The organism is Rhodococcus sp. 05-2256-B1, from assembly GCF_002258465.1.
Lineage (GTDB): Bacteria > Actinomycetota > Actinomycetes > Mycobacteriales > Mycobacteriaceae > Rhodococcoides > Rhodococcoides fascians.
On record NZ_NOZA01000011.1, the window covers coordinates 203,359 to 222,671 of the forward strand.

The following is a 19,313-nucleotide window of genomic DNA, read 5'->3' on the forward strand; positions in this document are numbered from 1 at the left end:
GTTACTGCTGGTCGAACTCTTCGGTGTCTTCTGGTTCGGGGTCGGGGGTTATCCACGCAAGAATGATTGCCGGGGTCGATATTCCGATCATCAAGGCTGCGAGAGTCCATCCGCCGCCGGCGTAGGCGAGACGGGGGAGGTCTGGAAAGGTCGTGGACAGGACGATCAGCGCGAAGGCCGCAGCCATGACCAACCCCTGCGTGACGGTGAGGCCGATGGATCGAGCTTCGTTGCGCTGCTGTACTTCCCATTCGTCCAGTGCTCCGACGGGTGCATCGCTGTGGCGGCCGGAGACCGTTTGTAGAGCGGTCCAGATCGGTATGAAGATGAGTGCGGCGGGAATCCAGGCGATTGCGGCCCACGAGAAGAACAGCGTCGAGATGCTTATGACGAGGAACGTCAGGTCGGCAGCCATCACTGCGATGGCGAGAATGCGGCGTCGATGTTGCGTGCGCCATTTCGGAAGCCAGTGTCTCGTGTTGGCGTCGTTCTCGAGGAATCGCCGGGTGCGATAGGCCTGATAGCGGGTGAGGATGTCGGAGCCGGGCGTGGTCATCGATCCTTTTCCTTTCGGAAGAGTTCGGCCGAGAGTGGTCCGAGTTCGGTGCGTGAGAACACCGCTTCGATCGGCAGATCGAAGACGTCGCAGATGCGCATCGCGAGGTCCAAGCTCGGGTAGTGGTCGCCTCGTTCCAGGGCTCCCACCGTCTGGGGATTCACTTCGACGAGTTCGGCCAGTTGCGCGCGGCTCATCTTTCGTTCTGCCCGCAGAACACCCACCCTGTTGTAGATCGGGAGCGCGGTACCGCGCTTGACGGGGCTCATGACAATCAAGTGTTGTATAAACCCAACGATGTGTCAACCGTTAATAACAAAACTACTGATTTGTCTACGGGGTCTGCTGCTCCCGAGTGGAGGCGACGATGGCGCGCATCGTGGTCAGAAACTCAACGATCGTTGCCCGCTGCTCTGGCGTGAAGCGGGCGAGCTCGTCGACGGCCTGGCCGATGACGGGGCCGAAGAATGTTGTCCCGAGTTCCGACGCGTGCGCAGTCACGCGCAGCAGTACTCGCCTGCGGTCGGACGGGTCGGGCTCGCGTAACACCAAGTCACGCTTGGTCATTCGATCGATCAGGGCCGTGACCGACGCGGATTCCAGGCCCAGCTGGGTTCCTAGCCAACCGGGCGTAGCGCGCGTTCCGGCTCGGTCCGCGTCGAGGAGACAGATCAGCGCCCGGATATCCGTCGGGTGGAGCGCATGTCTCTGCGCGAATTCTGCGCCCAGAAGATCGAGGTCGACCGTCAGTGCGCGTAGCTGATGGACGGTGGAGGCGGGCTCGGTCATGTGCTGATCCCTCGGGAGATGCTGGACGAGATGTCTCTCCATTGTCTACTATCTCGATCATCGAGAGAATGGAGGGTTGCAGTGACGCTGGACGAATTCTTCTCCGCCTACGACCGGGTGCTGCAGAAGTGGCCGGCGGATACCCAAGCCATCGACGTGAACACGGTGCACGGTGCCACACGAATCAACGCTTGCGGGCCCGTCGACGGTCCAGCGCTGGTGTTGCTGCCGGGCGCGGGTGCGACGTCGACCGTCTGGTTCGCCAATGTCAACGCGGTCTGAAGGCACTATCGGGTGTACGCAGTGGACCTGATGGGCGACGTCGGACGGAGCGTGCCCGGTGAACGCGCCATCGACTCTGTCGAGGAGCTACTGGATTGGCTGTCGGCCGTCCTCGACGAGTTGAACCTGCCGACCGTGGCACTGTGCGGCCATTCCTACGGCGCGATGATCGCACTGGCCTATGCGCTACGTCACGAGAACCGCGTGGATGCGTTGACCCTACTCGATCCCAACGCATGCTTCGGCTCCATGAGTCCGCGCTACCTGCTGCACGCCCTACCGATACTGCTGTCTCGCAACGAGAAACGGCAGCGTGCTTTCGTCCGATGGGAAACCGATGGCGCGCAGTTAAATCCGGATTGGCTCGACGTACTTGCTCTGGGAGCCGCGCATGCTCCGACCGCTAAAACCATTGTTCCGAAGCGGCCGAAACCTGCTGCGTTCGCGAACTTCGGTGTAGCGACAACCGTGGTGCTGGCAGGGAATGGCAAGGTGCACAATGCCGCTCGGATCGAATCGGCGGTCCGAACCGTCCTGCCTGCAGCGCGGACCGTGATACTCGACGGAGCCACGCATCACACGTTGCCGATGCGTCCCGCCGCCGAGGTGAACGAAATCCTGCTGAGCTGACGTGATTCAGCGCGACCTACTTCTCGCTCAGCTGCCCATCGTTCATCGTCCAGTGACGAGTGCTGCGAACGGTGTCGAGCATGCGGCGATCGTGCGTCACCAGCAGCAGGGTGCCCTCGAAGTTCTCCATCGCGCGTTCGAGTTGTTCGATGGCGGGCAGGTCGAGGTGGTTGGTGGGCTCGTCCAACACCAGCAGGTTCACGCCGCGGGCCTGTAGCAATGCGAGTGCCGCACGGGTTCGTTCACCCGGCGACAGGGACGACGCCGGCCGCAGTGCGTCGTCGCCGCGCAGCCCGAACTTGGCCAACAGTGTGCGGACCTCGGCGTCGGGCCATTCGGGAACTGCTGCACTCAACGCGTCGGACACCGTGCCGTCACCGACGAAATATGCTCGCGCCTGATCGATTTCACCGATTGCCACACCCGAACCCAATGATGCCGAGCCCTCGTCCGGTTCCAGCCGGCGCAGCAGTACCGAGAGCAACGTCGTCTTGCCGGAGCCGTTGGGTCCGGTAATGAGGATGCGATCGCCCCAGTCGATCTGCGTCGTCACCGGACCGAAGGTGAACTCCGATCGGCGAACGACGGCTCCGCCCAACACCGCGACAACGGTCCCGCTGCGAGGAGCCGCCGCGATCTCCATCCGCAGTTCCCATTCCTTACGGGGTTCCTCGACCACTTCGAGTCGCTCGATGCGGCGCTGTGTCTGACGGGCTTTCGCGGCCTGCTTTTCGGTCGACTCGGCGCGGGTCTTGCGGGCGATCTTGTCGTTGTCGGTCGCCTTTCGTCGCGCGTTGCGGACGCCCGATTCCATCCAGTTTCGCTGCATCTGCGCGCGAGACTCCAACGCCGACTTGGTGTCTGCGAACTCGTCGTACTTCTCCCGTGCATGCTGGCGCGCAATTTCTCGTTCCGCGAGATAGGACTGGTAGCTGCCGTCGTACACATCGATGCGACGCTGCGCTCGATCGAGCTCGACGACACCGGTCACCGTCCGCGCCAGAAACTCGCGATCGTGACTGACGACGACGATGGCCGCCCGCGTCGCGACGACGAATTGTTCGAGTTGCTCGAGGCCTGCGAGGTCCAGGTCGTTGGTGGGCTCGTCGAGCAGAAGAATGTCGTAGCGTGCGAGCAGAATCGCGGCCAGTCCGGCGCGGGCGGCCTGCCCACCCGATAGGTCCGTCATGAATGCGCTGCCGTCGACATCGAGGCCCAGATCCGCGAGCACCTTCGTCGTGCGTTCCGCCAGATCTGCGCCGCCGAGCGCCAGCCACTTCTCGAGCGCAGGGGTGTAGAGGTCCTCGTCGGCAGGAGCGGAGCCTGCGGAGTGACCGGAGTCGCTGCCACCCAACGCCTCGGCGGCTGCGTTCATGGACGCTTCGGCCGAAGTGACCCCGGTCCGCCGGCCGAGGAAATCCAACACCGTCTCCCCGGCGATGCGCTCGGGCTCCTGCGCCAGATAACCGACGGTCGCGTCGGGCGGGCTGGTGTAGATCTCACCCTCGTGATCGGCCGTTCCCACGCCCGCCAGCAGCGTCAACAGCGTCGATTTACCGGCACCGTTCGCACCGACCAACCCGATCACATCACCCTCGGCCACCGTCAGATCGAGTCCGGAGAACAGGGTTCGATCGCCGTGAAAGGCGGCCAGATCGTCGATGCGGAGCGTGGCAGTCACCGGACCAGTATCCCCGGGACCGGGAACAGATTCACAACGCCGTCCGTTGGCATTCGTATGACGTATTCAGCCGAGACCAGTACTGTCCCGACCATCGTGCTCAACGACGGCACGTCGATTCCCCAGCTCGGGTTCGGTGTGTGGCAGGTTCCCGACGACGGTGCCCAGGCCGCCGTGTCCGAGGCGCTGAAGGTCGGATACCGCAGCATCGATACCGCCAAGGTGTACGAGAACGAGGCCGGCACCGGCAAAGCCATCGCGGAGTCCGGCATCGCGCGCGACGAACTGTTCGTCACCACCAAGCTGTGGAACGACGATCAGGGCTACGACTCCACCTTGAAAGCCTTCGACGCCAGCATGGACCGTCTGGGCCTCGAGTACCTCGACTTGTACCTGATTCACTGGCAGCAGCTCGATCGCGACAAGTACATCGACACGTTCAAGGCGTTCCAGAAGCTGAAGTCGGACGGCCGCATCGGTTCGATCGGCGTCTCCAACTTCACCATCCCCACGCTCGAGAAGCTGATGGACGCCGTCGGTGAGGTCCCGTCGGTCAACCAGATCGAGCTGCATCCGCGCTTCATCCAGGAAGAACTGCGCGCTTTCCATACCTCGAAGGGCATCGCCACGGAGGCGTGGAGCCCGCTCGGCTCCGGCACCGTTTTGGACGATCCGGCCTTTGCGCCCATCGCCGAGGCACACGGCGTCACCCCGGCCCAGGTCATTCTGCGCTGGCACATCCAGCTCGGCAACGTCGTGATCCCCAAGTCGGTCACCCCGGAGCGGATCGCGAGCAACTTCGACGTGTTCGGCTTCGAGCTGAGCAACGACGAGATTCAGCAGATCAACGCTCTGGACACCGCCGACGGCCGCACCGGCCCGGACCCGGACAAGTTCAGCAGCTGACCCGCCATGTGAGTGGAACTTCGTAGTGGACTACGAAGTTCGGAGTGGAGCCTGCGGAACGACCGCGGGCACAGTGCGCACATGGGGGCCTAGTCTGTACCCATGTCGGAACCGCTCGCAGGCAAGACCGTTGCCCTCACCGCCGAGCGGCGTGCAGACGAATTGGCCACCATGCTCGAACGCCGCGGCGCGAACATCGTTCACGCCGCGGCGATTCACGTTCTGCCCCTGATCGACGACTCGGAGCTGAAGTCGGCTACCGAAGGCATTGTCGATCGTCCCCCGAAGATCGTGGTGATCAGCACCGGTATCGGCTTCCGTGGCTGGCTCGACGCGGCGGCCGAATGGGGTGTGCGCGACGACCTCCTGGCAGCGCTCGGGCACACGCGAATCATTGCGCGTGGCCCCAAAGCGCGTGGTGCGATCCGGGGTGCCGGGCTGCGTGATGAATGGTCGCCCGCCACCGAAGCATCGCAGGAAGTCGCCGATCATCTTGCTGCCCAGGGTATTTCCGGTGCCGACATCGCCGTGCAACTGCACGGCGTCATCACCGAATGGGAACCGACGATTCACCTGAGCGATGCTCTGAGCGAACTCGGTGCGCATGTACGCCCGATCCCCGTGTACCGCTGGATCCGCCCCGTCGATCAGGCCCCGCTCATGGACTTGTTGGCACAGATCATCGAGCATCGAGTGGACGCAGTGACGTTCACGAGCGCTCCCGCCGTCGCCTCCCTGCTGTCGACGGCCAAGGACAACGGCATGCTCGACGCCTTCCTCGCCGCACTTCGAGGCCCCGTCGCCGCGATCTGCGTGGGGCCGGTGACGTCGGCCCCGTTGGATGCGTTGGGCGTTCCGACGTCGATGCCGGGCCGTGCGCGTCTCGGTTCCCTGGCCAAGTTCGTCGTCGAGCAGCTGGGTTAACCCAGAGTCTCGAGCAACTCCGTCACCGCTGCTCGCCCGGCCCGGTTCGCCCCGATCGTGCTCGCGGACGGGCCGTACCCCAGCAGGTGGACGCGATGGTTCGCGGCGACCCGGGTGGTCAGCCTGCCGTCCATGACGATTCCGCCGCCGTGCCCGCGCAGTCGCAGTGGGGCAAGGTGATCGAGGGCGCTGCGAAATCCGGTGGCCCACAGGATCACGTCGGCGTGCTGGGTCGAACCGTCCTCCCAGACAACGGAATCGGCGGTGATCGAGGAGAACATCGGCTTGCGTTCGAGAGCGCCACGTTCGCGTGCGGCAGCCAGCGACGGGGTGAGCAACAGGCCGGTCACCGAGACGACCGAGCCCGGCGGCAGGCCCGCACGCACCCGCTCCTCGACCATGGCGACGGCTTTGCGTCCGGCGTCGTGGTCGAACTGGCTGTCCCGGAACACCGGTGGTCGACGCGTCACCCATGTTGTTGTGGTGACCTGCGAGATCTCGTCGAGTAGCTGCACGGCCGAGATTCCGCCGCCGACCACGACGACGTGTTTGCCGACGAACTCGTCCGCGGTTCGGTAGTCCTTGGTGTGCAGTTGTCTACCGGTGAAGGTCTCGGCTCCGTCGTAGTGCGGAACGAACGGCTTCTCCCACGTTCCGGTCGCATTGATGAGGCCCTCGGCTATGACGACCGTGTCGCCGGCCTCGACCCGAAAGAGTGGTTCGCGGTCGCACACGACCGTCACCGTGACGGGGCGTCGGACATTCAGTTCGAACCGTTCCTCGTACGCGCGGTAGTAGCGGGGAACCGCGTCGGCTGCCGCGATGGATTCGGGTGGCTCGTCTCCCAGCGTGTCGGCGAACGGCATCCCGGGCAGATCGTGCACTCCGTTGACGGTGCTGAGCGTCAGCGACGGCCACCGGAACTGCCAGGCACCGCCAGGTCCGGGGGAGCGGTCGAGCATGACGAAGCCCGCACCTGCGGCAAGTCCGGCCCGCCTGAGGTGGTAGCCGGCCGAGAGCCCGGCCTGGCCGGCACCGATGACAGCAACCCGAGTGTCGATCACGAGTATCAGTAGATCAGGCCCCGCCCTGTGACCGCCGCTACCAGCCGGTAACCTGCTCGGCGTGATCGGACACACTCGTGACGGCGATGTCGTCATCCTGGAATTGCAGCGACCGGACAAGCGCAATGCGCTGAGCACGGATCTCTGTGTCGCGCTACGACGCGAAGTCGAGCAGGCGGATGCCGACGGCGCGCGGGTCGTGGTGATCACCGGGCAGGGCAGTAGCTTCTGCGCCGGTGCCGACCTGACCGGAGATGCGTTTCCCGACGCGTTCGGCGAGACGCTGGAAGGCATGCTCACCGCCATCGAGCGAGTGTCCGTTCCCGTCGTGGCGGCGATCAACGGGCCTGCCGTCGGAGCGGGGACGCAACTTGCCATTGCCTGCGACCTGCGGGTGGTCGCACCCGAGGCATTCTTCGAGATTCCCTCCACGCGTCTCGGAATCGCAGTGAGCAACTGGACGATCAAGCGGCTGGCGGCATTGGCCGGCGGCGGCGTGGCGCGCACGATCCTGCTCGGCGGCGAACGGGTGCACGCCGATCAGGCGTATACATGCGGTCTGGCCAACAAGCTCGGCGATCGCGATGTTGCCGCGCAGTGGGCGCACTCGATCACTGCCCTTGCACCCTTGGCGCTGCGACACCTCAAGCTGGTGTTCAACGACGACGGCGCGCACGACGATCCGACGCCCGCACAGCGCGCGGCATTCGAGGCCGCGTGGAGCAGTGCGGACATGAAGGAAGCGCGCCGCGCGAGAGCCGAGAAGCGCGCACCGAGATTCGTGGGCAAGTGATCAATGGAGCGCCCGACGCGGGCGACACGGCCTGGTTGCTGGCGAGCACCGCGCTGGTTTTGCTGATGACGCCGGGCTTGGCCTTCTTCTACGGCGGCATGGTGCGCTCGAAGAGCGTGCTGAACATGATGATGATGAGCCTGTCGGCCATCGCCGTCGTATGGCTGCTGTGGTTGGCGTTCGGGTTCTCGATGGTGTTCGGCGACAACGTGATCGGCGGTTGGATCGGAAACCCGTTGCAGTACGCCGGTTTCGAGGGTTTGCTCGGCGGCGTGTACACCTCGGCGGCGGGCACGGTGTCGATTCCGTTGGTGGGAACCGTTCCGGCGTTGGTGTTCGCGGCATTCCAAGCGGGATTCGCCATGGTGACGGTCGCGCTGATCTCCGGTGCCGTCGCAGACCGGATGCGGTTCGTGCCGTGGGTGCTGTTCGCGGCCCTGTGGTCCACGCTGGTGTATTTCCCTGTGGCGCACTGGGTTTTCTCGCTCGACGGGCTCACCAGTGAGTTCGGCGGGTGGATCACCAACAGGCTCGGCGCGATCGACTTCGCCGGTGGCACGGCCGTGGAGATCAACGCGGGTGTGGCCGGGCTGGTGCTGGCCCTCGTGGTCGGCAAGCGGAGCGGGTGGCCGCGAGATCCCATGCGTCCGCACAATCTTCCGGCCGTCATGCTCGGAGCCGGACTGCTCTGGTTCGGCTGGTTCGGTTTCAACGCGGGCTCGTCGTTGGCGGCCGACGGCGTCGCCGCAGTGGCGCTGGTGAACACGATGGGCGCGGGCGCGCTGTCGATGGCGGCGTGGCTCGTCGTCGAGAAATGGCGGGACGGGCACGCGACGTCGTTCGGCGCGGCGTCCGGAGTGGTGGCCGGACTCGTCGCGATCACGCCGTCGTGTACTGCCGTCACACCGATCGGTGCAGCCGCGATCGGCATCGTCTCGGGTGCGTTGTGCGCGTTGGCGATCGGTCTCAAATATCGCTTCGGCTACGACGATTCACTCGACGTCGTCGGTGTGCATCTCGTCGGCGGTGTCGTCGGAACGCTGATGATCGGACTCGTCGCCAGTGCGCAGATGCCGGCGGGCAAGGACGGTTTGTTGTACGGCGGCGGTCTGCATCAACTCTGGGTGCAAGCCATCGCCGTCGTGGCGGTGTTCGCGTACACGGCAGTCGTCACCACCGCTATCGCGTTCGCAATCAAGGCCGTCATGGGCGTGCGCGCCGACGCGCAGCACGAGGCCGACGGCCTGGACGAGCACGAGCACGCCGAGTCCGCCTACGACTTCGGAGTGGGCCACGGAGGCAGCAACAAGCCTGGTCTTTTCGGTAAGTAGGGGCAAACCCTGCGCGTCCTTTACGAACCGATCGGTCGCTGAAAGTCGTTCTGTCCCTTTCGCGTTGATGCGATCGATCGTTGTTCGGTTCGACCCCTCTCGTTCATCTTCGGTTCGCTCTTCACGCTCGTTGTGCCCATAGCTTTTCGCTGCTCGGTATCGAGAGATGGACACGACGAAAGACTGAGGAACATGAAGCTGACTCGATTCGCGGCAACGTCCGCATTGGTCATTGCAGCGATGACGACCGCCATGGGCACCGCCTATGCGGATCCGGCCCCGGCTCCCGCCGCTGCCGTCGGGTGGAACGTCACCCAGGCCGGCAACCAGGTCCTCGTCGACACGACGGCCGGCACCCTGAGCAACGAAGACAACCACCTGGTCGTCCGTGACGCCAACGGCGCACTCGTCGACTCCGTACCGCTCGCCATCGCCGCCGACGGATTCTCGCACCCCGTCGCTGCCGACATCGACGGCAACCACGCCACTCTGACCGCAGATGTCTCGCCTGCCGCGGCAACCCCGGTCTCCACCTCCCTCCCCGGTCTGCAGCAAGTCGACCTGCCCGCCGCAGTCGCAGGTGTCAAGGACAACCTCAGCCTCACCGCCTCCGTCGGTGGATTCCTCGGTGCTGCAACCGGAATCGTCGGCGGGTGCATCCTCGGAATCATCACCGGAGTCGTCGTGACCGCACCGGTTGCAACTCTTCTCGGAGCGGGCCCCATCGGCGGCTGCGTCATCGGCGCAATCGCCCTCGGTGCCATCGGATCGCTCGCCGGCACCTCCGCCGGTGGCCTCGGCGCAGTCATCGGTAACGCCGGACAGTTCATCCAGCTGCTCAACGCTCCTCCCGCAGTGAAGAAGTAACACCGCCTCGACAACAGAACTGTGGCCCGCATCGGATATCCGGTGCGGGCCACAGTCGTCGAAAGGTCTAGCGAGCCAGGGCGAGATCTCCCACGTGAGCTCGCCGAGCTGCCGTCACGAGTTCGACGATGGCGTCCGCCACCTCGTGTGCTCGTTCGAGAATCACCATGTGTCCGGCCTGCGCGATACGTACCAACCGTGCGTCGGGCAGGTGGGATGCAAGGGTTTCCGAGTGTCGCATCGGCGTCATCAGGTCGTCCGAACCGCACAGCACCAGCGTGGGAATCGAGGCCAGCGCGGCCAGACCGGCCACCTCGTCGAGTCCGCGGAACGCGCCGAGGAAGCCGGCCATCGTCACGATGGACGTGTCGCCGAGCATCGCCGTCGCCAGAGTGACCACCCGCGGGCTGACTTTGTGGGAGCCGCATCCCGCCGTCCTGACGATGGGCGCGCACACCCCGCGACTGAGCCTCTTGGCACCCGACATCAATCGAGGGGCCCGTCGAACAGCTGCCTGAAACGCCGACACGGCCGGATGCGCGAGGCAGCGACCGAGCCCGTCGTCGGTGATCCCGCCTGCGGACGTCGCGATCAACCCGACCCCGACGAGGCGCGAGCCGACGGCATCCGGGTACTGACGCGCGTAGGAGAGCGCCGTCATGCCGCCCATCGAGTGTCCGATCAGAACGAACGGCCCGACCGGTACGACAGCGCGGATCACGTCGGCCAGGTCCTCGCCGAGCTGATCGATGGTGCAGCTGTCGGGCGTTGCGGCACCGGATTCGCCGTGGCCGCGGTGGTCGTACAGAACGATTCGCGTGTTCTCGCCCCAGACATCCTCGACGTGGGTGCGCAGCTCGGTCCACGACTGCATCCGCAGGCAGTGTCCATGGACGAACACCACGGTCAGAGCCGCATCGGGCCGTCCGAACTCGCGCACTGCGAGCGTGGTTCCGTCCCCTGCGGCGACGGTGCTCCGGCGACCGACCAGGTGGTTCTGCTCACTCGTACTCATGTGCGCTCCGCGGTGTCAGGGTCACGTGACGCGACGTGGATGTTGTCCGGTACGTCGCTCGTACGACACGCCGTGTTACCTGAGTCACATTCTTCTCGATTGTGGTAACCGATCCGACCAAGCCGAACGGTCGGCTGCCTCGAAGTACTGGTGAGCGTTCAGGTGAGGGCGCGCGTTGCCAAGAAGGAGATCGGCCATGAGCACTTCCATGGACACGCTCGAAGACGTCGTACCGCGGGCCGTCGCGGGTGACCGCGCCGCACTCGAACGCGTACTGGTGTTGATCCAGCCTCCGATTCGCCGCTACTGCGCCTCTCGGATCGGCAATCTCGATGTCGCGGCCGACGACGTGGTGCAGGACGTCTGCCTCGCTCTGGTCACCGCGATACCCAAGTACCGCGACATGGGCAAACCGTTCATGGCATTCGTCTACGGAATCGCTGCTCACAAACTGGCCGATGCCGGTCGCCGATCGGCTCTGCGGCAGACGTTCTCGACGGCCGAGCTGCCCGAGGAGGTGTCGGGTGAGGACGGTCCCGAGCAGGTCGCGCTGGGCGACGAACTCCGCTCCCATGCGCAGGCCCTGATGAACACCCTGCCCCCGAAGTACAGCAAGATCATCCTGATGCGAGTGGTGTGGGGCCTGACGGCACCGCAGACCGGCGAAGCTCTGGGAATGACGGCCGGTGCAGTGCGGGTGGCCCAGCACCGGGCGATGAACATGCTGCGCGCCGAACTGTCGAACTTCTCGCTACTGGCGGCCCGCACAGCTGCCTGACACCGCCCGGTGGATGGGTGTCCGAGACGTATGTCCGATAAGCCGGTTCGATTAACACCAGCTACATCGGCTCAAGACACGTCGGCAACGTGGCGGTTCTACGTTGTTGATCCATGACCGCCGTACAGCCAGCGCCGACAGACACCGCGCTCAAAGAGACGCTCGAGGACTATACGCTGCGCTTCGCGCCGCGTAGCTACCGTAAGTGGGGAACCGGTGTTGTCGCGACATCCGCGCTCGGTGGCATCGCGTATCTCGCGGATTTTGCCATCGGTGCCAATATCGGAATCTCGTACGGAACCGGCAATGCACTGTGGGGCATTCTGGTGTTCGCCGTCGTCATCTTCCTGACCGGCCTTCCGCTTGCCTACTATGCGGCCCGTTACAACATCGACCTCGATTTGATCACGCGTGGAAGCGGTTTCGGCTACTACGGATCGGTCGTCACCAACGTCATCTTCGCGACGTTCACGTTCATCTTCTTCGCGCTCGAAGGTTCGATCATGGCGCAGGGACTCGAATTGGGGCTGAGCATCCCGTTGCCCATCGGGTACGCGGTCTCGACGATCATGGTGATCCCGCTGGTCATCTACGGCATGAAAGCCCTTGCCAAACTTTAGGTCTGGACCACCCCGCTGTGGCTCGTCCTGATGGTGCTGCCGTTCGTCTACCTGGTGATCAGCAATCCCGACTCGGTGGGTGAGTTCTTCGCCTACGGCGGTCAGGACGGGGCCGAAGGCAAGGGCGTCAACGTCGGGTCGGTGATGCTCGCCGCAGGCGTGTGTCTTTCGCTCATCGCGCAGATCGCCGAGCAGATCGACTACCTGCGATTCATGCCGCCCAAGACTCCCGAGAATTCCCGACGCTGGTGGACGGCAGTGCTTCTCGCCGGCCCCGGCTGGGTCATCTTCGGTGCCCTCAAGCAGGTCGTCGGCCTCTTCCTCGCCGTGTACCTGATCGCCAACGTCGTCGACGGATCCAGCATCGCCAACGAGCCGGTGCACCAGTTCCTGGAGATCTACGAGAACTTCATGCCCGGCTGGCTCGCCATGACCCTCGCGGTGATCCTGGTCGTCATCAGCCAGATCAAGATCAACGTGACCAACGCGTATTCGGGGTCGCTGGCGTGGACCAACTCCTACACCCGCCTCACCAAGACGTATCCGGGCCGCATGGTGTTCGTGCTGTTCAACCTGGCCATCGCGCTGATCCTGATGGAAGCCAACATGTTCGACTTCCTCAACAGCATCCTCGGCTTCTACGCCAACTGCGGTATCGCGTGGATCGCGGTGGTGGCCTCGGACATCGTGTTCAACAAGTACATCCTGAAGCTCTCGCCCAAGGTGCCCGAGTTCCGACGCGGCATGCTCTACAACATCAACCCGGTGGGCTTCGGATCGATGGCGGTGTCGGCGATCTCGTCGATTCTGGTGTTCTTCGGGGCATTCGGGTCTGCGATCAAACCGTATTCGCCCATTGTGGCTCTCGTTCTCGCACTGATACTTCCGCCCATCCTGGCGGTGGCGACCAAGGGCAAGTACTACCTGCGACGCACCGATGACGGCATCGATCTGCCGATGTTCGACGAGCACGGCAACCCGTCCGACGAGCTCGTGATGTGCCACGTCAGCGGCATGGAATTCGAGCGACCCGACATGATCGCGTCCAACGTGCCGGGGCCCAACGGAGAAAAGCAGTACATCAGTTCGCTGTCACTGAGCACCGACAAGACGGGGGAGCACATTCTCCCGCCTCAGTGACCCAGCATGTGAGTGGAACCTCGTAGCAGGCTACGAAGTTCCACTCACATGGGGCGAAGCCGCTCAGATGGTGCGCGTCAACCGATCGGCGAGCAACTTGGAGAATTTCGCCGGATCCTTCAGCTCGGTTCCCTCGGCGAGAAGTGCCGTCGCATAGAGCAATTCGGCGGTCTCGGCGAGGTGCGGATCGTCGCTGCGATCCTCGCGGGCCTTCTTCAGTCCCGTCACCAGGTCGTGGTTCGGGTTGAGTTCGAGGATGCGCTTGGAGGTCGGCACGAACTGGCCCGAGGCCTTGTACATCTTCTCGAGCTGCGGGGAGAAGCTGAACTCGTCGCCGACGACGCAGGCCGGTGACGTCGTCAGGCGCGTCGACAGACGCACCTCCTTGACGTCCTCGCCGAGGGTGTCGGTCAGCCAGGTGAGCAGGTCGGCGAATTCCTTGTCCTGCTCCTCGCGCTTGGCCTCGGACTCCTTCTTCTCCTCTTCGGTGTCGAGATCCACCTCGCCCCTGGCGATGGACTGGAACGACTTTCCGTCGAAGTCGGTGACGTTGCCGACCCACACCTCGTCGACCGAATCGGTGAGCAGCAGCACCTCGAGACCGCGAGCCTTGAAGGCCTCCATGTGCGGCGAGCTCTCGATCTGCTGACGCGATTCACCGGTCATGTAGTAGATCTGCTGCTGGCCGTCCTTCATCCGGTCCACGTACTCGGCGAGGGTCGTCAGACCCTCTTCGGAGTGGGTGGACGCGAACGACGAGATGCCCAACAGGGTTTCGCGGTTGTCGGAGTCGGAGATCAAGCCCTCCTTGAGGACCGTGCCGAACTGCGACCACAGCGTCTTGTACTTGTCGGGCTGCTCGCTCTGCAGCTCCTTGACGGTCGAGAGCACCTTCTTGGTCAGGCGACGACGGATCGCGCGGATCTGCCGGTCCTGCTGTAGGATCTCGCGAGAAACGTTGAGCGAGAGGTCCGCTGCATCCACGACACCCTTGACGAAGCGCAGGTACTCGGGCAGCAGTTCCTGCGAGTCGTCCATGATGAACACGCGCTTGACGTACAGATGTACGCCGGCCTTGCTCTCGCGCATGAACAGGTCGAACGGTGCCTGCGACGGAATGAACAGCAGCGCTTGGTATTCGAATGTGCCCTCGGCCTTGAACGGAATGACCTCGAGCGGTTCGTCCCAGGCATGGCTGACGTGCTTGTAGAACTCCTTGTACTCGTCCTCGGACACCTCGTCCTTGGAGCGGGTCCACAGCGCCTTCTGCGAGTTGATCGTCTCGGTCTCGATCGTGACGGTGTCCTCGCCGCCTTCTTCTTCGCTCTTGACGCGCTTCTCCACGTCGATGCGAATGGGCCACGCGATGAAGTCGGAGTACTTCTTGACCAGTTCCTTGATCTTGCGCTCGGACGCGTAATCGTGGAGGTGGTCTTCCTCGTCGGCGGGCTTGAGCGCCAACGTCACCGAGGAACCCTGGGGGGCGTCGTCGACGTCGGTGATCTCGTAGGTGCCCTCGCCGGTGGATTCCCACTTGGTGGCGGTGCTCTCGCCGGCCTTGCGGGTGAGCAGCGTGACCTTCTCGGCCACCATGAACGTGGAGTAGAAGCCGATGCCGAACTGGCCGATCAGCTCCTCGGAAGCCGCTGCGTCCTTGGCTTCCTTGAGCTTCTTGCGGACCTCGGCGGTGCCGGACTTGGCGAGCGTGCCGATGAGGTCGATGACCTCCGAGCTCGACATGCCGATGCCGTTGTCCCGGATGGTGAGGGTACGAGCGGAGGAGTCGATGTCGATCTCGATGTGCAGATCCGAGACGTCGACGTCCAGATCTTTGTTGCGGTACGACTCCAGGCGCAGCTTGTCCAGCGCGTCCGAGGAGTTCGAGATCAGTTCACGGAGAAAGCTGTCCTTGTTGGAGTAGATGGAGTGCACCATCAGATCCAGGAGCTGGCGCGTCTCCGCCTGGAATTCGAGCTGTTCGGTACTCAATGTCTCCCCTTCTAGCAGCAAAACCGACGCGAATATTCTACGGCAAGGCTACGGGTGAGCTGCGAAGACGTCGGCGCCGCCTACTGTGGTGGCCGTGACGAAGACGAAGTTGGTAGCAGGAGCGACCGCAGCGTTGGGCGGGGCATGGTTGGCGCGTGCGCTGTGGGGTCTTCCGTCGGCCATCGGTGCCAGGAGAGTGCACATCACTCCGTACGCGGCCGGGTCCCCGCGCTACCGCGACCGCCGGTTCCACAACTCCGACCCCAGTTCCAGTTACGTCCCGGGCCGCGGCGAGAAGGGGCAGAAGAACATGCTCGTCTCGCTGTTCACCGAGCGAGGTAAGGGCAGGCCGCAGCGGCCGATCCCACTGGCACCGCCGATCGCGCCGGTGGACGCGGGCGAGCTGGCGGTCACCTGGTACGGACATTCGAGTGTGCTCGTCGAGGTCGACGGGTATCGCATTCTGGCCGATCCGGTGTGGAGCAATCGCGTGTCCCCGTCCTCGGTGGTGGGCCCGGCACGGCTGCATCCGACGCCGGTCGACCTGACGGACCTACCTCGGGTCGACGCCATCGTGATCTCCCACGATCATTACGACCATCTCGACAAGGCGACCGTGCAGAAGCTGGCGAGCACACAGTCGGCCCCGTTCGTGGTGCCGCTGGGTATCGGCGCGCACCTGCGCAAGTGGCGAGTGCCCGAGGAACGCATCATCGAACTCGATTGGGACGAGCAGACGGCGATCGGTGGCCTCACCGTCACGTGTACCGAGGCTCGTCACTTCTCCGGCCGCGGCCTGACTCGCGATTCCACGCAGTGGGCGTCCTGGGCGTTCGCCGGTCCGGTGCGGCGTGTCTTCTTCGGCGGCGACACCGGTTACACACCGAAGTTCGCCGAGATCGGCAGCAACTACGGACCGTTCGATCTGACGCTTCTTCCCGTCGGTGCCTACGACGTTCGGTGGCCGGACATTCACATGAATCCCGAGGAAGCTGTCACGGCGCACGTCGATCTGACGCCGTCGGGGATCTTCGTGCCGATCCACTGGGCGACGTTCAACCTGGCGTTCCATCCGTGGTCCGAACCGATCGTGCGGCTGCACGCCGCCGCCCAGGACGTGGGTGTGCAGGTTGCGGTACCGATGCCGGGTCAACGCATCGACGGTACGAGGGCCGTGCACGACGATCGCTGGTGGACCCGTCTGGGCTGAGGCAGCACTAGGCTGCACCCATGTCTATCGACGCCGATGCACAGCGGGACACCGGGCTGACCGAGGCGGAGGTCGCCGCACTGCGGGCCGAGGGGAAATCGAACGACGTTCCCGCTCGTGCTTCACGTTCGGTTCGCGACATCGTCCGGGGCAATGTGTTCACCCGAATCAACGCGATTCTCGGTGTGCTGCTGATCATCGTGCTCTCGACCGGTTCGGTGATCGACGGCATGTTCGGGCTGTTGATCGTCGCGAACAGTGGCATCGGAATCATTCAGGAGATCCGCGCGAAGCGCACGCTGGATCGGCTGGCCATCGTCGGCCAGAACAAGCCGCAGGTGCGACGCGACGGTGTCTCGCAACAGATTCCGCCCGACGAGGTCGTCCTCGGTGACATCGTCGAACTCGGACCGGGCGATCAGATCGTCGTCGACGGCGAGGTGATCGAGACGGCAAGCCTGGAGATCGACGAGTCGCTGCTCACCGGCGAGGCCGATACGGTGCACAAACTCGAAGCAGCGCAGGTACTTTCGGGTAGCTTCGTCGTCTCGGGCAGTGGGGCCTACCGGGCGACGAAGGTCGGACGCGACGCCTATGCGGCCAAGCTCGCCGAAGAGGCCAGCAAGTTCACCCTGGTCAAGTCCGAGCTCCGCAGCGGTATCGACAAGATCCTGAAATTCATCACCTACCTGATGATTCCGGCCGGGGCGCTGATCATCTACAACCAGTTGTTCTCCAGCGGGCAGGCTTTGAAGCCGGCCTTGAACGGCATGGTCGCGGCCCTGGTCCCGATGGTCCCCGAGGGTCTCGTACTGATGACGTCGATCGCTTTTGCCGTGGGCGTCATCAGGCTCGGTCAGCGGCAATGTCTGGTGCAGGAGCTGCCTGCGATCGAAGGGCTCGCCCGAGTCGACGTGGTGTGCGCCGACAAGACTGGCACCCTCACCGAGAACGGCATGCGGCTCTCGGAATTGGTGTTGATCGACGAGCGCGACTCCGACTCGGTGACAAAGGTATTGGCGTCTCTGGCGTACGACGACCCGCGGCCCAATGCCAGTGTGCAGGCCGTAGCCGAGGCGTACCCCGACGCGCCGGGGTGGACGCAGAGCGCGGTGGCCCCGTTCTCCTCGGCCAAGAAGTGGAGCGGTCTGTCGTACGGCGAGCACGGTAACTGGCTGCTCGGTGCCCCGGACGTGTTGCTCGACCCGAGCTCGGAGACCGCGCGACAGGCCGAAGATGCCGGCTCCAAGGGTCTGCGGGTACTGCTGCTCGCCAGCAGTGACCTCGCCGTCGACGACACCGCGGCGCCGGGAGTCGTCACCCCGCGGGCTCTGGTGATTCTCGAGCAGAAGGTGCGCGAGGACGCCCGAGACACGTTGGACTACTTCGCAAGTCAGCACGTTCAGGTCAAGGTCATTTCCGGGGACAACGCCGTGTCGGTCGGCGCGGTCGCCGGCTCGCTCGGACTTCCTGGTGGCGACGCCCCGATCGACGCACGTGACCTGCCCGAGGATTCCGAGCTACTGGCCGACACCGTGCAGAACTCGACGACGTTCGGCCGCGTTCGGCCGGACCAGAAGCGTGCGATGGTGGGCGCGTTGCAGTCTCGAGGTCATACCGTTGCGATGACCGGTGACGGCGTCAACGATGTGCTCGCACTGAAAGACGCCGATATCGGTGTCTCGATGGGCTCGGGTAGTGCGGCCACGCGTGCCGTCGCACAGATCGTGCTGTTGGACAACAAGTTCGCGACGTTGCCCTATGTGGTGGGGGAGGGGCGACGCGTCATCGGCAACATCGAGCGCGTGTCCAACCTGTTCCTGACCAAGACCGTGTACTCGGTGTTGCTGGCGTTTCTCATCGGGCTCTCGGGAGTGCTGTCGCAGGTCTTCCATTTCGAGCCGATTCCGTATCCCTTCCTGCCGAGGCACGTGACCATCGCCGCGTGGTTCACCATCGGCATTCCGGCGTTCGTGCTCTCGCTGGCCCCGAACAACGAACGGGCACGCAGCGGGTTCGTCTCGCGGGTGATGCGGTTGGCCGTTCCGTCCGGGTTGATCGTCGGCTCGTGCACGTTCGTGTCGTATCTGCTGGCCTACGCGGGTCCGAACGCCACCGAGACTCAGGTGACCCAGGCGAGCACCACCGCACTGATCACGTTGATCATGATCGCGCTGTGGGTACTGGCCGTCGTCGCGCGGCCGTACACCTGGTGGAAGGTGGTGCTGCTCGCGGGATCCGTCGGCGGATACCTGCTGTTGTTCGCAATCCCGTTCTGCCGCACCTTCTTCAAGCTCGATCCCTCGAACGTCGGTGCCACCACGAGCGCGTTGATCATCGGCGCTGTCGGTATCGCACTCGTCGAGATTGCCCACCGATTCGGATCGGTACTGCGTAATCGAACGACTCTGCGCAACGGACAGAACGAAACGTAGACTGGGGGCGTTCCGTTTCACCCGACTGGCAGGAGAGTTTCATGGGCTTCGCAGACAATTTGAAGGGCATGGTCGACAAGGGCAAGAACCTTGCGGCAGAGAACGCGGACAAGATCGACGACGTCGTGGAGAAGGCCGGGGACTTCATCGACAACAAGACCGGCGGCAAGTACGCGGACAAGATCGACAAGGCGCAGGAAGCCGCCAAGAAGGCAATTCCGGACAAGTAGGTCGATTCGGACCGTCCACCCGGTGTTCGGGTCGTCGGTGGTGCCGTAGGGCGCTGCGGGCGGCAGAATCGGG

Annotated in this window: 18 protein-coding genes and 1 pseudogene; 12 read left to right on the forward strand and 7 right to left on the reverse strand. The window is 64.2% G+C overall.

Annotation, left to right across the window (positions count from 1 at the left end):
• Window position 1: 1 nt before the first annotated feature.
• The 3 genes from CH285_RS02910 to CH285_RS02920 all read right to left on the reverse strand — a co-directional run bounded on the left by CH285_RS02910 (window position 2) and on the right by CH285_RS02920 (window position 1,345).
• On the reverse strand, window positions 2-556 hold the full coding sequence (locus tag CH285_RS02910) for a hypothetical protein (protein WP_094644467.1): 555 nt from the start codon (window positions 554-556) through the stop codon (window positions 2-4).
• The gene (locus CH285_RS02915) at window positions 553-825 is read right to left on the reverse strand and encodes a helix-turn-helix transcriptional regulator (protein WP_032365905.1); all 273 of its coding nucleotides are present in this window, start codon (window positions 823-825) and stop codon (window positions 553-555) included. The genes CH285_RS02910 and CH285_RS02915 overlap by 4 nt, the downstream gene beginning before the upstream one ends.
• 64 nt (window positions 826-889) lie before the next feature.
• Window positions 890-1,345, reverse strand: coding sequence for a MarR family winged helix-turn-helix transcriptional regulator (locus CH285_RS02920; RefSeq protein WP_094644468.1), 456 nt, complete (start codon window positions 1,343-1,345; stop codon window positions 890-892).
• 81 nt (window positions 1,346-1,426) lie between these two features.
• Here CH285_RS02920 and CH285_RS28565 point away from each other — a divergent pair, with 81 nt between their 5' ends.
• Together CH285_RS28565 and CH285_RS02925 are read left to right on the forward strand one after the other, a co-directional pair.
• Window positions 1,427-1,627 carry a hypothetical protein gene (locus CH285_RS28565; RefSeq protein WP_306436718.1) on the forward strand — a complete coding sequence of 67 codons (201 nt, stop codon included), beginning with the start codon at window positions 1,427-1,429 and terminating at the stop codon, window positions 1,625-1,627.
• Between the two features lie 12 nt (window positions 1,628-1,639).
• A complete protein-coding gene (locus CH285_RS02925; protein WP_306436719.1) occupies window positions 1,640-2,257 on the forward strand; it encodes an alpha/beta fold hydrolase in 618 nt (205 codons plus the stop codon).
• Between the two features lie 16 nt (window positions 2,258-2,273).
• Here the strand turns inward: CH285_RS02925 and CH285_RS02930 are convergent, their stop codons facing one another.
• Window positions 2,274-3,938 carry an ABC-F family ATP-binding cassette domain-containing protein gene (locus CH285_RS02930; RefSeq protein WP_094644469.1) on the reverse strand — a complete coding sequence of 555 codons (1,665 nt, stop codon included), beginning with the start codon at window positions 3,936-3,938 and terminating at the stop codon, window positions 2,274-2,276.
• Between the two features lie 57 nt (window positions 3,939-3,995).
• Here CH285_RS02930 and CH285_RS02935 point away from each other — a divergent pair, with 57 nt between their 5' ends.
• Window positions 3,996-4,844 carry an aldo/keto reductase gene (locus tag CH285_RS02935; protein ID WP_063216894.1) on the forward strand — a complete coding sequence of 283 codons (849 nt, stop codon included), beginning with the start codon at window positions 3,996-3,998 and terminating at the stop codon, window positions 4,842-4,844.
• Window positions 4,845-4,946: 102 nt separating this feature from the next.
• Complete coding sequence (locus tag CH285_RS02940; RefSeq protein WP_094644470.1) at window positions 4,947-5,768, forward strand: uroporphyrinogen-III synthase; 822 nt, start codon at window positions 4,947-4,949, stop codon at window positions 5,766-5,768.
• Here the strand turns inward: CH285_RS02940 and CH285_RS02945 are convergent.
• On the reverse strand, window positions 5,765-6,838 hold the full coding sequence (locus CH285_RS02945; protein ID WP_032399906.1) for an NAD(P)-binding domain-containing protein: 1,074 nt from the start codon (window positions 6,836-6,838) through the stop codon (window positions 5,765-5,767). The genes CH285_RS02940 and CH285_RS02945 overlap by 4 nt on opposite strands.
• Window positions 6,839-6,893: 55 nt before the next feature.
• Here CH285_RS02945 and CH285_RS02950 point away from each other — a divergent pair, with 55 nt between their 5' ends.
• The 3 genes from CH285_RS02950 (at window position 6,894) to CH285_RS02960 (ending at window position 9,823) form a co-directional block, all read left to right on the forward strand.
• A complete protein-coding gene (locus CH285_RS02950) occupies window positions 6,894-7,625 on the forward strand; it encodes an enoyl-CoA hydratase (protein WP_094644471.1) in 732 nt (243 codons plus the stop codon).
• On the forward strand, window positions 7,622-8,956 hold the full coding sequence (locus CH285_RS02955) for an ammonium transporter (protein WP_032381687.1): 1,335 nt from the start codon (window positions 7,622-7,624) through the stop codon (window positions 8,954-8,956). The genes CH285_RS02950 and CH285_RS02955 overlap by 4 nt, the downstream gene beginning before the upstream one ends.
• 192 nt (window positions 8,957-9,148) lie before the next feature.
• The gene (locus tag CH285_RS02960) at window positions 9,149-9,823 is read left to right on the forward strand and encodes a hypothetical protein (protein WP_027495954.1); all 675 of its coding nucleotides are present in this window, start codon (window positions 9,149-9,151) and stop codon (window positions 9,821-9,823) included.
• A 67-nt stretch (window positions 9,824-9,890) separates the two neighbouring features.
• Here the strand turns inward: CH285_RS02960 and CH285_RS02965 are convergent, their stop codons facing one another.
• Window positions 9,891-10,838, reverse strand: coding sequence for an alpha/beta fold hydrolase (locus CH285_RS02965; RefSeq protein WP_027495955.1), 948 nt, complete (start codon window positions 10,836-10,838; stop codon window positions 9,891-9,893).
• A gap of 196 nt (window positions 10,839-11,034) precedes the next feature.
• Between CH285_RS02965 and shbA the strand changes: the two genes are divergently transcribed.
• Together shbA and CH285_RS02975 are read left to right on the forward strand one after the other, a co-directional pair.
• Window positions 11,035-11,616, forward strand: a complete 582-nt coding sequence (gene shbA / locus CH285_RS02970; RefSeq protein ID WP_027495956.1) for an RNA polymerase sigma factor ShbA — start codon at window positions 11,035-11,037, stop codon at window positions 11,614-11,616.
• A gap of 113 nt (window positions 11,617-11,729) precedes the next feature.
• A pseudogene (locus tag CH285_RS02975) lies at window positions 11,730-13,376 on the forward strand (purine-cytosine permease family protein).
• Between the two features lie 63 nt (window positions 13,377-13,439).
• On the opposite strand, the gene htpG reads toward CH285_RS02975, so the two are convergent.
• Window positions 13,440-15,365 carry a molecular chaperone HtpG gene (htpG, locus tag CH285_RS02980; RefSeq protein ID WP_094644472.1) on the reverse strand — a complete coding sequence of 642 codons (1,926 nt, stop codon included), beginning with the start codon at window positions 15,363-15,365 and terminating at the stop codon, window positions 13,440-13,442.
• A gap of 94 nt (window positions 15,366-15,459) precedes the next feature.
• Between htpG and CH285_RS02985 the strand changes: the two genes are divergently transcribed.
• From CH285_RS02985 to CH285_RS02995, 3 genes are read left to right on the forward strand one after another with little or no spacing between them, the layout of a single operon-like run.
• Complete coding sequence (locus tag CH285_RS02985; RefSeq protein ID WP_094644603.1) at window positions 15,460-16,575, forward strand: MBL fold metallo-hydrolase; 1,116 nt, start codon at window positions 15,460-15,462, stop codon at window positions 16,573-16,575.
• Window positions 16,576-16,595: 20 nt separating this feature from the next.
• Window positions 16,596-19,010: a cation-translocating P-type ATPase gene (locus CH285_RS02990; protein WP_094644473.1), complete on the forward strand. Its 2,415-nt coding sequence runs from the start codon at window positions 16,596-16,598 to the stop codon at window positions 19,008-19,010.
• Window positions 19,011-19,051: 41 nt separating this feature from the next.
• On the forward strand, window positions 19,052-19,240 hold the full coding sequence (locus tag CH285_RS02995) for an antitoxin (protein ID WP_032371276.1): 189 nt from the start codon (window positions 19,052-19,054) through the stop codon (window positions 19,238-19,240).
• Window positions 19,241-19,313 lie beyond the last annotated feature (73 nt).

Coding starts and splice junctions, on each gene's coding strand:
- CH285_RS02910 (WP_094644467.1), bottom strand. CDS start 556: ATGACCACGCCCGGCTCCGACATCCTCACCCGCTATCAGGCCTATCGC.
- CH285_RS02915 (WP_032365905.1), bottom strand. CDS start 825: ATGAGCCCCGTCAAGCGCGGTACCGCGCTCCCGATCTACAACAGGGTG.
- CH285_RS02920 (WP_094644468.1), bottom strand. CDS start 1,345: ATGACCGAGCCCGCCTCCACCGTCCATCAGCTACGCGCACTGACGGTC.
- CH285_RS02935 (WP_063216894.1), top strand. CDS start 3,996: ATGACGTATTCAGCCGAGACCAGTACTGTCCCGACCATCGTGCTCAAC.
- CH285_RS02940 (WP_094644470.1), top strand. CDS start 4,947: ATGTCGGAACCGCTCGCAGGCAAGACCGTTGCCCTCACCGCCGAGCGG.
- CH285_RS02960 (WP_027495954.1), top strand. CDS start 9,149: ATGAAGCTGACTCGATTCGCGGCAACGTCCGCATTGGTCATTGCAGCG.
- CH285_RS02965 (WP_027495955.1), bottom strand. CDS start 10,838: ATGAGTACGAGTGAGCAGAACCACCTGGTCGGTCGCCGGAGCACCGTC.
- shbA (WP_027495956.1), top strand. CDS start 11,035: ATGAGCACTTCCATGGACACGCTCGAAGACGTCGTACCGCGGGCCGTC.
- CH285_RS02990 (WP_094644473.1), top strand. CDS start 16,596: ATGTCTATCGACGCCGATGCACAGCGGGACACCGGGCTGACCGAGGCG.
- CH285_RS02995 (WP_032371276.1), top strand. CDS start 19,052: ATGGGCTTCGCAGACAATTTGAAGGGCATGGTCGACAAGGGCAAGAAC.